Source organism: Antrihabitans stalactiti, from assembly GCF_012932915.1.
Lineage (GTDB): Bacteria > Actinomycetota > Actinomycetes > Mycobacteriales > Mycobacteriaceae > Antrihabitans > Antrihabitans stalactiti.
Genome location: NZ_VCQU01000017.1, coordinates 63,443 through 78,391, shown reverse-complemented (window position 1 = coordinate 78,391; position 14,949 = coordinate 63,443). Strand labels below are relative to the sequence as shown.

The 14,949-nt window shown below is 63.2% G+C and carries 15 protein-coding genes; 2 read left to right on the top strand and 13 right to left on the bottom strand.

What is annotated here, in order from left to right; translation table 11 throughout:
- Positions 1-158 precede the first annotated feature (158 nt).
- Positions 159-1,778, bottom strand: a complete 1,620-nt coding sequence (locus FGL95_RS30985) for an AMP-binding protein (protein WP_169594678.1) — start codon at positions 1,776-1,778, stop codon at positions 159-161.
- A gap of 52 nt (positions 1,779-1,830) precedes the next feature.
- Entirely contained in the window at positions 1,831-3,225 is a 1,395-nt protein-coding gene (gene mftF / locus FGL95_RS30980) for a mycofactocin biosynthesis glycosyltransferase MftF (RefSeq protein WP_169594676.1), read from the bottom strand.
- Positions 3,226-3,440: 215 nt separating this feature from the next.
- On the opposite strand from mftF, the gene mftR2 reads away from it, so the two are divergent.
- Together mftR2 and FGL95_RS30970 are read left to right on the top strand one after the other, a co-directional pair.
- The gene (gene mftR2 / locus FGL95_RS30975; RefSeq protein WP_169594674.1) at positions 3,441-4,118 is read left to right on the top strand and encodes a mycofactocin system transcriptional regulator MftR2; all 678 of its coding nucleotides are present in this window, start codon (positions 3,441-3,443) and stop codon (positions 4,116-4,118) included.
- A 45-nt stretch (positions 4,119-4,163) separates the two neighbouring features.
- Entirely contained in the window at positions 4,164-5,219 is a 1,056-nt protein-coding gene (locus tag FGL95_RS30970; RefSeq protein ID WP_169594672.1) for a ferredoxin--NADP reductase, read from the top strand.
- A 1-nt stretch (position 5,220) separates the two neighbouring features.
- Here FGL95_RS30970 and FGL95_RS30965 read toward each other — a convergent pair whose 3' ends face one another.
- From FGL95_RS30965 to FGL95_RS30915, 11 genes are all read right to left on the bottom strand, one after another.
- Positions 5,221-5,946, bottom strand: a complete 726-nt coding sequence (locus FGL95_RS30965; RefSeq protein ID WP_169594670.1) for a DNA alkylation repair protein — start codon at positions 5,944-5,946, stop codon at positions 5,221-5,223.
- Entirely contained in the window at positions 5,943-6,698 is a 756-nt protein-coding gene (locus FGL95_RS30960) for an aspartate/glutamate racemase family protein (protein WP_169594668.1), read from the bottom strand. The genes FGL95_RS30965 and FGL95_RS30960 overlap by 4 nt, the downstream gene beginning before the upstream one ends.
- Before the next feature lie 15 nt (positions 6,699-6,713).
- Positions 6,714-7,904, bottom strand: a complete 1,191-nt coding sequence (locus tag FGL95_RS30955) for an NAD(P)/FAD-dependent oxidoreductase (RefSeq protein ID WP_206072481.1) — start codon at positions 7,902-7,904, stop codon at positions 6,714-6,716.
- The gene (locus FGL95_RS30950; RefSeq protein WP_169594666.1) at positions 7,901-8,596 is read right to left on the bottom strand and encodes an SDR family oxidoreductase; all 696 of its coding nucleotides are present in this window, start codon (positions 8,594-8,596) and stop codon (positions 7,901-7,903) included. The genes FGL95_RS30955 and FGL95_RS30950 overlap by 4 nt, the downstream gene beginning before the upstream one ends.
- Positions 8,597-8,767: 171 nt before the next feature.
- Entirely contained in the window at positions 8,768-9,958 is a 1,191-nt protein-coding gene (tuf, locus tag FGL95_RS30945) for an elongation factor Tu (protein WP_169594664.1), read from the bottom strand.
- Positions 9,959-10,041: 83 nt separating this feature from the next.
- A complete protein-coding gene (gene fusA, locus FGL95_RS30940) occupies positions 10,042-12,144 on the bottom strand; it encodes an elongation factor G (RefSeq protein WP_169594662.1) in 2,103 nt (700 codons plus the stop codon).
- A gap of 109 nt (positions 12,145-12,253) precedes the next feature.
- Entirely contained in the window at positions 12,254-12,724 is a 471-nt protein-coding gene (rpsG, locus tag FGL95_RS30935; protein WP_169594659.1) for a 30S ribosomal protein S7, read from the bottom strand.
- Position 12,725: 1 nt separating this feature from the next.
- Complete coding sequence (rpsL, locus tag FGL95_RS30930; protein WP_008714048.1) at positions 12,726-13,100, bottom strand: 30S ribosomal protein S12; 375 nt, start codon at positions 13,098-13,100, stop codon at positions 12,726-12,728.
- Positions 13,101-13,377: 277 nt separating this feature from the next.
- Positions 13,378-13,821 (bottom strand): DoxX family protein, encoded by a 444-nt coding sequence (locus FGL95_RS30925; protein ID WP_169594657.1) that lies wholly within the window; start codon positions 13,819-13,821, stop codon positions 13,378-13,380.
- A 39-nt stretch (positions 13,822-13,860) separates the two neighbouring features.
- Positions 13,861-14,394 carry a DUF3558 domain-containing protein gene (locus tag FGL95_RS30920; RefSeq protein WP_169594655.1) on the bottom strand — a complete coding sequence of 178 codons (534 nt, stop codon included), beginning with the start codon at positions 14,392-14,394 and terminating at the stop codon, positions 13,861-13,863.
- Positions 14,391-14,924, bottom strand: coding sequence for a DUF3558 family protein (locus tag FGL95_RS30915; RefSeq protein WP_169594653.1), 534 nt, complete (start codon positions 14,922-14,924; stop codon positions 14,391-14,393). The genes FGL95_RS30920 and FGL95_RS30915 overlap by 4 nt, the downstream gene beginning before the upstream one ends.
- Between the last annotated feature and the right edge of the window lie 25 nt (positions 14,925-14,949).

The following is a 14,949-nucleotide window of genomic DNA, read 5'->3' as shown; positions in this document are numbered from 1 at the left end:
AACCGATCTGGGCATGAACTGATCCAAGCCCGGTCTCAGGTGCCATCACCTACGCATCCAACAACCTGTCCCACATGTGGGTAGACATCAGATGTCCCACATGTGTCGAGACTGGACAGAGTCTATGGACTCCTAAAAGACTCACGAGGGTAGGACGTTCAGGACAGTAGAGCGATCGACTTCTCTCGCATCTCGACCTTGCGGACCTTGCCGGTCACGGTCATGGGGAATTCGTCGACCACGTGGACGTAGCGCGGGATCTTGTAGTGCGCCAACTTTCCGGTGCAGAACTCGCGAACGGCGGCAGCGTCCAACGGCGCAGCCCCCTCTTTCATGCGGATCCAGGCCATCAACTCTTCGCCGTATTTCGGGTCGGGAACCCCGACGACCTGGGCGTCGAGGATGTCCGGGTGCGTGTAGAGGAACTCCTCGATCTCACGCGGGTAGACGTTTTCGCCGCCCCTGATCACCATGTCCTTGATGCGGCCGGTGATCGCGATGTAGCCGTCGTCGTCCATGGTGCCGATGTCGCCGGTATGCATCCAGCGCGCCGAATCGATTGCCTCCGCAGTCTTCTCAGCATTCTCCCAATAGCCGAGCATCACCGAGTAACCACGCGTGCACAATTCACCCGGCTCGCCACGCGGAACGGTCAAACCTGTTGCGGGATCAACGATCTTGGATTCCAGATGCGGCCCAACGCGACCCACCGTCGCCGTGCGTTGGTCGATCGTGTCGTGCGGACGGGTCTGCGTCGACACCGGCGAAGTCTCCGTCATGCCGTAGCAGATCGAGACTTCACGCATACCCATCCGCTCGATCACCTGCTTCATCACCTCGACCGGGCACGGTGAGCCTGCCATGATTCCGGTCCGCAGACTGGACAGGTCGAACGACTCGAAGTCGGGCTCGGCGAGCTCGGCGATGAACATCGTCGGCACGCCGTAGAGCGACGTGCAGCGTTCCGCCTGGACTGCCGCCAGCGTCGCGCGTGGTTCGAACGACGGCGCGGGTATCACCATCGTCGCGCCGTGGCTGGTCGCCGCGAGGTTGCCCATCACCATGCCGAAGCAGTGATAGAACGGCACCGGGATGCAGATGCGGTCCTCTTCGGTGTAGTTGCACAGCTCGCCGACGAAGAAGCCGTTGTTCAGGATGTTGTGGTGGCTCAGCGTCGCACCCTTGGGGAAACCAGTTGTCCCGGAGGTGTATTGAATGTTGATTGCGTCATCAGCAGACAGCTGCGCTTGCGCATCGACGAGGGCGGCTCGATCGCCGTCGGTACGCAACAGCGTGGTCCACGTGTCGCTGCCCAGTACCACGACCTGCTCGAGTCCACGACAGCTCGACCGAACCTCGTCGATCATCGCGACGTAGTTCGACGTCTTGAACTCCGGCGCGCAGATGATCATCCGGACACCGGCCTGGTTGAGCACGTACTCCAGCTCGTGCGACCGGTAGGCCGGGTTGATGTTGACGAGGATCGCGCCGACCTTCGCGGTCGCGTATTGCACGAAGGTCCATTCGGCACAGTTCGGCGCCCAGATCCCCACGCGGTCGCCCTTGGCGATGCCCGCGTCGAGCAGTCCGAGTGCGAGCGCATCGACCTGCGCAGCCAGCTCCCCATACGTCCACCGCCGACCACTCGCGTGGTCCACCAGCGCGTCGCGGTCGGCGAATGCCGCTACCGTCCGATCGAAGTTGTCGCCGATCGTGTCACCGAGGAGCGGCGTATCCGACAGTCCCGACGCATAGCTCAGCTTTGGTTGCTTGCTCATACGCCCGAGGTTAGTGACGCCCGTCACGGGCAGCTACCCCCGAAAGGGGGAATCAACTGCCGAGGGTTGGCTTCAACGCCTCGACGCTGTGCGCGCGGACCGCGCCGCGCCACAACCCGGTTCCGTAGGCGACGTCGTCGAGCCGCTTGAACGCGATGTAGCGAACCGGATCGAGACCGCCGTTCTCGCGGTGCTTGTACCAATCGGCGGCGCCCTCTGCGAGCGCCATGGCTATGGCGACATGGCGTATTCGGCGCGAAAGAATCAGCGCCAGCATCGTGATCGGCCAATAGTGCCGACACATCGCAGACGCCAGTTGCCACAGTCCAGCGGCGAACCCGCGCGCGACGAATATCGCTGCCACACGCGTGGGTTGGTCGAGTTCGGCGAACACTTTGCGCACTCGCAGGACTGCAACGGACATCGTCAGCAACGCACCGATCAAGCCCATGCGAGTGAGCGTGGCGATGAGGACCGCGGCAGCGACCGTCCAGCGCGAGATCGACAACGGGGCGACCTTGCCGGGGTGACGAGCCGCCAGCGGCGCTGCGCCGGTGCCGTAGAACATCTTGCGACTGAACCATTGACCGAAGGACACCTGATGGTCGTGAGCGACACGAGCGGCGGGTTCGTAACGCAACCGCCAGCCCGCTGCTTCCAGACGCCAGCACAGGTCGATGTCTTCGGCGACGTCCATCGTCTCGTCGAAGCCACCCGCATCCTGCAGGGCGCTGCGGCGCACGAGCATCGCGGTGCTCGGTACATAGGAGACGGGCGTCCGCGCACGGACCGGAGCCTCGTGCCGCCCCAGGTCCAGTGAGCTCCGACTGTGCTCGTAGCGTGCGAGTTCGTTCGATTCGGGGTCGAGCGCCACGATGCGTGGTGCGACCAACGCGACGGCGGGGTCGCTGAAGTGCCCGAGCATCACTTCGAGCCAGCCGCTCCGCGGTACCACATCGGAGTCGAGGAACGCAACGAATTCCGTTGTTGCTGCTCGCATCCCAGTGTTGCGCGCCGCGGCCGGACCACGGGCAACTTCGTGCCGCAATACCGACACGCTGCATCGACCACCTGCGGGCGGTGCACTGACGGCTACGTCGGATCCGTCGTCGACGACGATCACGCGGTGTCCGCGCAGTGCGGCAAGCAACCGTTCCAGTCCGTCGACGTTGTTACGCAGCGGCACGATGACGGTGACGTCGTCGGTCGAGGGAAGCAGCATCGGGCGGGGATTTGCGACGCCTGAATCGAGCAGTCGCCGAGCAACAACGGCGGTGTTCGGGTCGGTCACTTCGAGAAAGCCATCGCCGATCATTGCGGCCGCCGACGGCGCGAGCATCACCATTCGAGTGGGCGATCCTCCGATGAGCACCCGACCGTCGCGATAGGTCTTCACGCTTGGATCGATTCGCACCCCAAATCCGTCGGGCAGGCGACCTTGGCGCATCAGGCGATGGTATTCGGAATTCCGGAGCGCGTGGCCGCCTGCGGAAATAAATATACGTCTGCTGATAACAAAACGGTAAAGTTCGGATGTCAGGCCCCGCATTTTCAGTTTGCTCGACTTTCGGAGTGGCGAAACCGACTTCGCCCCGTGCGCGCGCCGCACCACCATAGGGGTGAAATTCACGCACGGGCCTCACGGCACTACCCTTCGAATCGATGAATCGCAACAGTTCGGCAGCCGAGCCTCCTCAGGGAGTAGGCGCTGTCCGGGCCGGACGCACACCCAGCGGGGCCAACCCGACACTGTCCGAAGCAGAGATCGTGGCGGCCGCGCTGCGGGTCGTTCGGGTGGACGGCGTCGACAAGCTGTCGATGCGGCGACTTTCCCGCGAACTCGGCGTATCGCCGATGGCGCCGTACTACTACGTCGCAGACAAAAGCGAGTTGCTCGACCTCGTCGCTACCGCTGCGCTCGCAGGCATCCGAATCCCCGAGCCAGAATCGGGACCGTGGCAGGTACGCCTCCGCGCACTGATCGACCAGATCGACGAGAAGCTGCGCAAGCATCCAGGCCTCGGCGATGTCCTGATCGAGCAGATGCTGAAGAAGCAACTGACGTTGATCGACGCGGCGATGGAGATCCTGTTCGACGCCGGCTTCTCGCCGCGCAACGTACTGACCGCATACGCCACGATTCACACGTATCTGTTCGGCCGCAGCCGGGTCGTGAACGACAACGGCCCGGGGCCGCTGCCGCAGCAACTCCCCAAATCGTTCGCACGCGCAATGGCGCATGTCGACGATCTTCGCGGAAAGTACTTCTACGAGTTCGGAATTGCGACCGTCATCGACGGTCTCGAAGCTCAGCTTGTTCGTCAGCAGAGCGCCAAGTAGCATCATTTCTAGAACACGTTCTAGAAACACCGAAAGGAATGCCGGATGACCAGCGTCGACGTGCCACACAGCTCCCGTTCGGCTGTGCTGACCGTATCCGACGTCATCGAAGAGACCGCTGACACCAAGTCCGTGGTATTCGCGATTCCGGACGACCTGCGCGACCGTTTCACCTACAAACCCGGCCAGTTCCTCACCTTGCGCATACCGAGCGACCGGACCGGCTCGGTAGCGCGGTGCTACTCACTGGCGAGTTCGCCGTTCACCGACGACCTGCCGAAGGTGACGATCAAGCGCACCGCCGATGGATACGGCTCGAACTGGGTGTGCGACAACATCGCGGTCGGCGACACGATGGAGGTCCTACCGCCGTCCGGTGTTTTCACACCCAAATCACTCGATGACGACGTGCTGTTGTTCGGTGCCGGAAGTGGGATCACGCCGGTCATCTCGATCTTGAAAGCTGCACTGTCGCAAGGCCGCGGCAACGTCGTGCTGGTCTACGCCAATCGTGACGAGAAGTCCGTGATCTTCGCCGACGAGCTGCGCGAACTTGCCGCGAAGCACCCCACCAGACTGACCACGATCCACTGGCTGGAGACCGTGCAGGGGCTGCCGACGGCGCAGCAACTCGCCCGCCTCGTCGCCCCGTACACGGCCTACCACTCGTTCATGTGTGGGCCTGGACCGTTCATGGACACCGTTCACGCCGCGCTCGCCGCGTTGGATGTACCGCGCGCTCGAGTCCACGCGGAAGTGTTCAATTCCCTTGCCGGGGATCCTTTTACCGATTCTGCACCCGCCGAGCTCACCGAAGAGGACGAGGCGGGCGCCGCAACCGTCGACGTCGAACTCGACGGCGAGATCCACCACCTCAAGTGGCCACGCAAGCAGACGCTCGTCGACATCATGCTCGCCAAGGGAATCGACGTGCCGTACTCCTGCCAGGAAGGCGAATGCGGTTCGTGCGCTTGCACTGTCATCGAGGGCAAGGTCCAGATGGACAACACCGAGATCCTGGACCCCGAAGACATCGAGAACGGCTACATCCTCGGCTGCCAGTCCCACCCGGTCACCGACCACCTGCGCATCGAGTTCTAACTCAGAGACTCCGCAGCCGCCGCCGAGTGTCGGGGTCGAGATGCTCGGTCGCGTAGCTCAACGCCGTGCGCCCCATCCCGGCGGCGTTGCGCTCGAGGAAGTCGACGAGAACGTCGCGGCCGATCCTTTTGCCGACCTCGCGAAGCATCCAACCGGTGGCCTTCTGGATGAGGTCCGCGCGGTCGGCGAGCAAGCGTTCGCACAATTGCAGCGTCGTCGATTCGTCGCCGCGTTTGATGAACGCGAACGTGCTCAGGACGGCGACGCGTCGCTCCCACAAGTCGTCGCTTTCGGCCAACTCGAACAGCAGGTCCCGTGGCCGTTCGAAAAGCCAAGGGCCCAAGATATTTTCGGCCGACGCGTCGACCAGGTCCCAGTTGTTCACCCGACCTCGACGGACCGCGGCGAGGTAGCGATCCACGATCGCCGCCTGTGCCGCCGAGTCGAAGGTCCGCGGCTTCGACGCCGCGGCGAATTGGGCGTTCAAGATGATGAGGGCCGCGAGTCGATGCTCGTGGACCTCGCTGTCGAGCAGCACGTCGATTTGGTCGAGCGATAGATCCGAGTAGAGCTTCGCGATCCGTCGGGTGGCCGGAACCCGGACACCGACGAACACATCACCCTCGGCGTACTCGCCAGGCCCGGTCTTGAAGAACCGCTGCAAGTTCACAGCGTCCGTCGGATCGGCGACTGCGGCGAGCGCAGTCACCACGTCCGCGGCGGTCATGAGACCAACTCACGACCTGAGTCGAACGCCGCCGCCCTCGGTGGCAACTCCCCCGGCCTGCCACTCAGCAGCACCCGGACCGCGCCAGTCCCGGCCCACGGCCGACCGAGGGCATCGATCCGTCGAAGTGTTTGCGCAGCAACGGCTTCCGAACTATCGAACAGGCGGGTCCCGGCAGGTAGCGCGGCAGCGATCTCGTCGGCCACGAGGGGGTAGTGCGTGCACCCGAGCACGACGGCTTCCACCCGCTCAGGTGTCTGTTCTGCGGCAGCCGCGATAGCACTCAGCGCGCCGTCGCGGTCGCCACGATCGATCGCCTCGGCAAGGCCGAGACAGGCCACTCCGACCACCTCGGCACCGTTGCCGAACTGATCGACGAGGTCGGCCTGGTACTGACTCGCGGTCGTCGCCGCCGTTGCCCAGATCGCGACCGACGAACACGCGGCTGCCGCAGGCTTGATTGCCGGCACCGTACCGATGACGGGAATCGAAGCACCCAACCGTTCCCTGACCGCATCGACTGCAGATACCGTCGCCGTATTACAGGGCAGCACAACAACTTCCGCACCCTCGCCGACCGCGACTTCGGCGGCACCGACGACGCGCTGCGAGACCCAGTCTTCCGGCTTGGGCCCCCACGGCGCACCGTCCGGATCGAGCAACAGCAGCAAGTCGAGTTCGGGCCGCAGCCGCCGCAACCACGCAGCGGTCGGCAACAAGCCCAACCCCGAATCGATAAGCGCGACGATCACGTGTTCAACCTATCGTCACGCGTTCCCAAGCAACTCAGCCACCGGAACGCCCGCGACGATCTTCGCCCGGACTTTCATCACCTTTGCAGGAACGCCTGCGCCGACCACACCGGTCAGCACGCCGTCGCGCGAGTAGTAGGCGAGGAATTTGCGGCCGTCGTCTTCGACGATGTGGACCGTGTCGGTCGCCGACGGCGTGCCAAGCGCCTGAATCTTGACGTCGTACTGATCGCTCCAGAAGTACGGCACCGCGGTCGGACCGGTCGCGTCGGCACCCGTGATCGCCTTCGCAAGCACCTTCGCCTGGTCGCCTGCATTCGACCAATGCTCGACCCGCTTCTGTTTGCCCGTCGCAAGGCGCCAGGACGCGACATCGCCTGTGGCCCAGACCCCCTCGGTCGCCGTCCGGCCGACCTCGTCGGCCCGCACTCCCCCGCCCGCCGAGCGGTCCGCGAGTTCGATGCCGGATTCGGCAAGCCACTCCGTCAGGGGTACCGAGCCGATTCCGATGACGACGAAATCGGCATCGACCTCGGTGCCGTCGCTCAGGACCGCGCCGGTCACTCGGTCCGCGCCGAGCACCGATTCGAATCCGACACCACAACGAACGTCGACGCCTTCTTCGCGATGCATTCGCTCGATCAGGTGGCCGACTTCTTCCCCGAGAACCGACGCGAGCGGCGCCGGTTGCGGTTCCACCAAGACGACGTCGACGCCTCGTTGGCGGAAGCTCGCGGCCAATTCGCACCCGATGAATCCGGCGCCGACGATCAGTGCGCGCTTGCCCTCAGCGAGCTCGGAGCGCAACGCCAGCGAATCCTCCAGCGTGCGCAGAACGTGAACTCCAGCAAGGTCCGGGAGGCCAGGGATGCGGCGCGAGGCAAGGCCGGTCGCTATGACGAGCTGGCCGTATTCGATATCGGACCCATCGGCAAACCGGAGCTTCTTCGCCGCGGTGTCGACGCCGACCGCTTCGGCTCCCAGCCGAAGCTCGATCTGTTTCTCGTCGAAGAATTCCTGCGGCTTCAGCGTGGTGTCCTCACGCTCGCCACGGACGACTTCCTTGGACAGTGGCGGCCTGTCATAGGGCAAGTGCTTCTCGTTGCCGACAAGCACGATGGGGCCCTCGAACGTCGCTCTGCGCAGCTCCTCGGCAGCGCGCAGACCGGCGAGGCCGGCGCCCACGATCACTATCCGGTCCGTCATGCGCCCACTCCGGGAACCGGCACCTGCGCACCGGTGATCGCGGCACCCGCATCGCTGAACAGGAAGGCAATAACGTCGGCGATCGCCTCTGGCTTCACCCACCCTTTGTGGTTCGAATCAGGTTGGCTCGCACGGTTTGCGGGGGTGTCGATCACAGAGGGAAGGATCGCGTTCGCACGAATTCCTGCGTCGCTGTATTCGACTGCGAGCGCTGTGATGAAGGCCCACACCGCAGCCTTCGACGTGATGTAGCCGGCCGCTCCGGAGAACGGCGAAAATGCTGCCTTCGTGGACACCGCGAGCAGCGAGCCGCCGCCCGCATCGATGATGTAGGGCAGCGCGGCATGCGTGGTGAGGTAGGCCGGGCGAAGGTTGATTCGCAACATCTTCTCGAAGTCCTCGATCGGCGTCTGGTGCACCTTGCCGCCGGTCGCGAACGCGCCGACCAGGTTCGCCACGGCGCGCAGCGGCGCATCAGGGTCCCCACCCGCCAATTGGGCTACCTCCGCGACACTGGCCTCGTCGAACAGGTCGGCTTGAATCGTTTCCAGCGCTGCATGTTTCGGCAACCGCTCCAATTCACGTTCGGCGATCCATGGCACGACGACGCGCCATCCGTCGTCGAGCAGCTTTGCCGTCACAGCGCTACCGAGTGCACCGGTTCCGCCTGTCACCAATGCGGTTCTACCCATGAGCCGAGCCTTTCGTCGTCGCCAAAGTTCTACGCTATCGCGCCGCCGAAAAGCAGTAGCAGGGTTGTGAGTCTTTTGCGAGTCCAGGGACTCCGAAAAGACTCACGAGTGCTGGGACATGCAAAAGGCGCCGGTCACCCCCGAAGGATGACCGGCGCCTTTTTTGTTGTCTTACTTGATGATCTTCACGACGCGACCGGCGCCGACGGTGCGGCCACCTTCACGGATCGCGAAGCGCAGGCCCTCGTCCATGGCGACCGGCTGGATCAGCTTGACGAGCATCTCGGTGTTGTCACCGGGCATGACCATCTCGGTGCCCTCGGGCAGGGTCACAACGCCCGTCACGTCAGTCGTACGGAAGTAGAACTGCGGACGGTAGTTGTTGAAGAACGGCGTGTGACGGCCGCCTTCTTCCTTGTTCAGGATGTACGCCTGGCCCTCGAACTCGGTGTGCGGCGTGGTGGTGCCGGGCTTGACCACAACCTGGCCACGCTCGACGTCCTCACGCTTGATGCCACGAACCAGCAAGCCGACGTTGTCGCCTGCCTGGCCCGAGTCGAGCAGCTTGCGGAACATCTCGATACCAGTGACCGTGGTCTTGGTCGAGGTCGTCTTGATGCCGACGATCTCGACTTCCTGGTTGATGTTGATCGATCCACGCTCGATACGACCGGTGACGACGGTGCCACGACCGGTGATCGTGAACACGTCCTCGACGGGCATGAGGAACGGCTTCTCGGTCTCACGAACCGGGTCCGGGATCGAGTCGTCGACGGCCTGCATGAGCTCGACGATGGACTCGGCCCACTTCGGGTCGCCCTCGAGTGCCTTCAGCGCGGAGACCTTGATGACGGGGGCATCCTCGTCGAACTCCTGCGTCGCGAGCAGCTCGCGGACCTCCATCTCGACGAGTTCGATGATCTCGTCGTCGTCGACCATGTCGGCCTTGTTGAGTGCAACGAGGATGTAAGGCACGCCGACCTGACGGGCGAGCAGCACGTGCTCACGCGTCTGGGGCATCGGGCCATCGGTGGCTGCAACAACCAGGATCGCACCGTCCATCTGAGCTGCGCCGGTGATCATGTTCTTGATGTAGTCGGCGTGGCCCGGAGCATCGACGTGAGCGTAGTGACGCTTCTCCGTCTGGTACTCCACGTGGGAGATGTTGATCGTGATACCACGAGCCTTCTCTTCGGGCGCCTTGTCGATCTGATCGAACGCAAAGCTCTCGTTGAGAGTCGGGAACTTGTCGTGCAGGACCTTGGTGATAGCCGCGGTCAGCGTCGTCTTGCCGTGGTCAACGTGACCGATGGTCCCGATGTTGACGTGCGGCTTCGTCCGCTCGAACTTCGCCTTCGCCACTGTGGTGTCCTCCTGGACTTATTGGTGCTTGCAGTTTGCAGCAGTGCGGGTGTGGATATTTCGGTTGAAACAGAGCGGCGGGACTATTCCCCGGTCGCTTTCGCGATGATTTCCTTCGAGACGTTGCTGGGAACCTCTGCGTAGGAATCGAACACCATCGAGTAGTTCGCCCGGCCCTGAGTCTTCGACCGAAGGTCTCCGATGTAGCCGAACATCTCCGACAGCGGAACCAGCGCCTTGACGACACGAGCACCACTGCGTTCCTCCATGGCCTGAATCTGGCCACGGCGGGAGTTCAGGTCGCCGATAACGTCACCCATGTAGGCCTCGGGCGTCGTCACTTCGACGGACATAAGCGGCTCGAGGATCACGGGACCGGCCTTGCGGGCCGCTTCCTTGAACGCTGCCGAGCCTGCGATCTTGAAGGCCATTTCGGACGAGTCGACGTCGTGGTACGCACCGTCGACGAGCGTCACCTTGACGTCGGTCAAGGGGTAGCCCGCGAGCACGCCGTACTGCATGGCGTCCTGTGCACCTGCGTCGACCGAGCCGATGTACTCCTTCGGCACGCGGCCACCAGTGACCTTGTTCTCGAATTCGTAATGCGCACCGTCTTCGCCGTGGAACGGCTCGACTGTGATGATCACCTTCGCGAACTGACCAGAGCCACCGGTCTGCTTCTTGTGCGTGTACGAGTGCTTCTCGACCGTCTTGGTGATCGTCTCGCGGTACGCAACCTGCGGCTTGCCGACGTTGGCCTCGACCTTGAACTCGCGACGCATGCGGTCGACCAGGATGTCGAGGTGGAGCTCGCCCATGCCGCCGATGACGGTCTGGCCGGTCTCCTCGTCGAGCTTGACCGAGAAGGTCGGGTCTTCTTCAGCCAGCTTTTGAATGGCCGTACCGAGCTTCTCCTGGTCGGACTTGGTCTTCGGCTCGATCGAGACGTTGATGACCGGGTCCGGGAAGGTCATCGACTCGAGGACGATCTGGTTCTGCGCGTCGCAGAGCGTGTCGCCTGTCGTCGTGTCCTTGAGACCGATAACCGCGTAGATGTGGCCGGCGCTCGCGTTGGGAACCGGGTTCTCCTTGTTGGAGTGCATCTGGAACAGCTTGCCCAGACGCTCCTTCTTGCCCTTGGTCGAGTTGATGACCTGGGCACCGGAGTCGACCCGACCCGAGTACACGCGGACGTAAGTCAGCTTGCCGAAGAACGGGTGCGTGGCGACCTTGAACGCCAGTCCGGCGAACGGCTCGTCTGCACTCGGCTTACGGGTGATCAGCTGATCTTCGTGATCCGGCACGTGTCCGGTGGTGGCCTCGACGTCCAGCGGTGACGGCAGGTAGTCGATGACGGCGTCGAGCATGGGCTGAACGCCCTTGTTCTTGAACGCCGAACCACACAGCACCGGGTAGAGCTCGGAGCCGACCGTCATCTTGCGGATGGCAGCCTTGATCTCGTCGATCGTGAGTTCTTCACCGCTGAAGTGCTTTTCGAGCAGCTCTTCGTCGGACTCGGCGACAGTTTCCAGCAATTCGGTGCGGTACTGCTCGGCGAGCTCGGCCAGCTCTTCCGGGATGTCGACGACCTCGTACTTCTCACCGAGCTTCGTCTCGCCGCGCCACACCTTGGCCTTCATCTCGACCAGGTCGACGATGCCTTCGAAGGTGTCCTCGGCGCCGATCGGCAACTGGATGACCAACGGCTTTGCGCCGAGGCGCTCCTTGATGGTCTTCACCGTGAAGTAGAAGTCCGCACCGAGCTTGTCCATCTTGTTGACGAAACAGATGCGCGGAACGTCGTACTTGTCAGCCTGACGCCAAACCTGCTCGGACTGCGGCTCGACACCTTCCTTGCCGTCGAAGACAGCAACGGCACCGTCGAGCACACGCAGCGACCGCTCGACCTCGACCGTGAAGTCGACGTGGCCGGGCGTATCGATGATGTTGATCTGGTTGTCGTTCCAGAAGCACGTCGTCGCGGCAGACGTAATCGTGATGCCGCGCTCCTGCTCCTGCTCCATCCAGTCCATCGTGGCTGCGCCGTCGTGGACCTCACCGATCTTGTAGCTGATACCGGTGTAGAAGAGGATGCGTTCGGTTGTGGTGGTCTTACCGGCATCGATGTGGGCCATGATGCCGATGTTGCGAACCTTGTTCAGGTCCGTGAGCACGTCCTGTGCCACAGTCATTCCCTTCGGGAATCGAATTGCCTAAAGGCTGTCTTGTCTCGAGGCTTCGCCTTGCTCGGCGGCCGAGCCCGGGGGGCTCGGCCGACACCGAGCAAGCTCGGTGTCACCAGCGGTAGTGAGCGAATGCCTTGTTGGCGTCAGCCATCTTGTGTGTGTCTTCGCGGCGCTTCACCGATGCGCCGAGACCGTTGCTCGCGTCGAGCAGTTCGTTGGCGAGGCGCTCGACCATCGTCTTCTCGCGACGTGCACGAGAGAACGACACCAGCCAGCGCAGTGCCAACGTGTTGGCGCGGCCCGGACGAACCTCGACCGGCACCTGGTAGGTGGCGCCACCGACGCGGCGGCTCTTCACCTCGAGGGCAGGCTTGACGTTGTCGAGTGCGCGCTTGAGGGTGACGACCGGATCGGTGCCAGAGCGCTCGCGTGCCTGCTCCAGCGCACCGTAAACGATCTTCTCCGCCGTCGACTTCTTGCCGTCGAGCAGGATCTTGTTGACCAGCTGGGTGACCAGCGGCGACCCGTAGACCGGGTCGTTGATCAGCGGACGCTTGGGTGCGGGCCCCTTGCGTGGCATATCAGCTCTTCTCCTTCTTGGCGCCGTAACGGCTGCGGGCTTGCTTGCGGTTCTTCACGCCCTGCGTATCGAGCGAGCCGCGGATGATCTTGTAGCGAACACCGGGGAGGTCCTTCACACGACCACCGCGCACGAGCACCATCGAGTGCTCCTGCAGGTTGTGGCCCTCACCAGGTATATAAGCGGTGACCTCGACCGAGCTGGTGAGGCGAACACGCGCGACCTTACGCAGCGCGGAGTTCGGCTTCTTCGGCGTCGTCGTGTACACGCGAGTGCACACCCCACGGCGCTGCGGGCTCCCCTTCAGGGCCGCGGTCTTGAGCTTCGCGACCTTGTCGGTGCGGCCCTTACGGACCAGCTGGTTGATGGTTGGCATTGACCGGCTTTCCCTCTTTTGGTTTATGACGCGTGTTGGATCTAGATGTTCGTTCTTCGAGCGTTTGTCGAGCTGGTGGCCTTCCCTCGTATCCCGAGGTCGGGCGTGTCGCGCGCAGCGATGCTGAGCCTGTCAAAAATCACACCAAAAGGCCAGTTCGTGGCACGGCTGAATGATCAGCCGCACTCGCTGGCCTACATGATGCACACAAGCCTGCCCGCATGCTCCGGGCACGGCGTTCCACGATACCCGTCGGCGCGCCTCCGGGTCAAAGCGGCTATGTATGAGATGGGCGCTGCCGCCGAAATACCCGTCCAACGGCGAACGAACCGGGCCCGGTGAAGGCCAATAGGAAGAACGCCCAGCAGAAGCTCACCGCGAGTTCGCCACCGTTCTCGATCGGCAACAAACCATTCTTTTGATGGACAACGAGGTAGGCATACGCCATCGAACCGGAGCACAGGAGTGCGGCAATTCTCGTGCCGAATCCGACCATGACGAAGACACCGGCGACCAGTTCGATTACCGCGGCCCACCAACTCGGCCATGCCAGAAAGGCCACCGTATGGTCCCCTCGCGGAGCAGTAGGAAAGCCGAAGAGACTCGACGTTCCGTGCATGGCAAAGAGGAACCCGACAATAATTCTGTAGAACCCGAGCACGATCGAGCCGGGGCTGCCCGGATCGATTCCTGCACCGACATCCGAACGTAAGAGTTGCATGAACGTTGTACGTGGATCCGGCTCTAAAGGTTCACAGGTTCAACGACTCAGATCGAGCGAAAGTTCCATCAATTTCGTGGCCGCCGCGCACGGATCGCCGTGTGCGGATCCAGGCGGATACTGCACCCACCAGCCGATGATCCCGATGTCCGGTGCGCCCGCGGTGACTCCGCAGGAATCGCCGTCACCAGGCCGCGTTTCCTGAATCGCCTTGCGCCCCTGGACCGAAATGTCCTTGATTCCGTACTTCAGCTTCTCGAGAGCCTTGCGTTCGACATCGAGCGAACCGGTTTCGAACCAGTTGAACGTCACCTTCACGTTGCCGCTGGGGCTGCCGATATCCCACCGACAGATTGCGCCGTAAAAGGTGTGATCGATAGAGGTGCCGCCGACGGTCTTCGCAATGTCTTCGTCGGCGACGGTATTGCATTCGCCGAGCAGCTTTTGATAATCGTCGCCGGACCCGATCTTGTCCTTCTCTGCGACCGGAGTGCCATCGATAGTTCCGCCGCAGCCGGTGAGGAGAAAGGCCGTGGCGACAGTGCCGACCAGAGCGATCTTGCGGGCCCTCATCCCTGGACCCTCGACGCGGTGAGCTCGGCCAATTCACGCGCCACCGCGCATTCGTCCTTGAACGGTGGGAAACCGGCGTACGTGACGGACCAGTGCATGAAGTCGTCGCCGTATTGCAGGCCGAGTTCGCACAACTGCCCGGGGATCTGGCCGATGAAACCTTCGTGACCGCGAATTTCGACCGGCTTGGGTGGGCGCTGTAGTCGGTCCGATCCTGCGGCCTCACGACCGATCGGGCTGCCGCGGTACCAAGAGAAGCTGACGCTGGGCGCGCTACTGCCGCCACCGACCTCCCACACGCAGCCGACCGAGTTGCGGGTGACGGACGCGAACGAGGAGACACCGAAGGCGGTCTGGACTTCCTGGTCGGTCACCGAACCGCACTCCCCGAAGAACGGGCCCGCCGGTGACACCTTGGGCGGCGTCCGAGTGGGGATCGCGTCGTCGTCGCTCGTCTTGTCACCGCCCCCGCAGCCGGACAGGACGAGGGCCACTGCAATAGCAGCGACGGCCGGCAGCTTGGTTCGCACCCCCAGAACTCTACCGGCGAGCGTG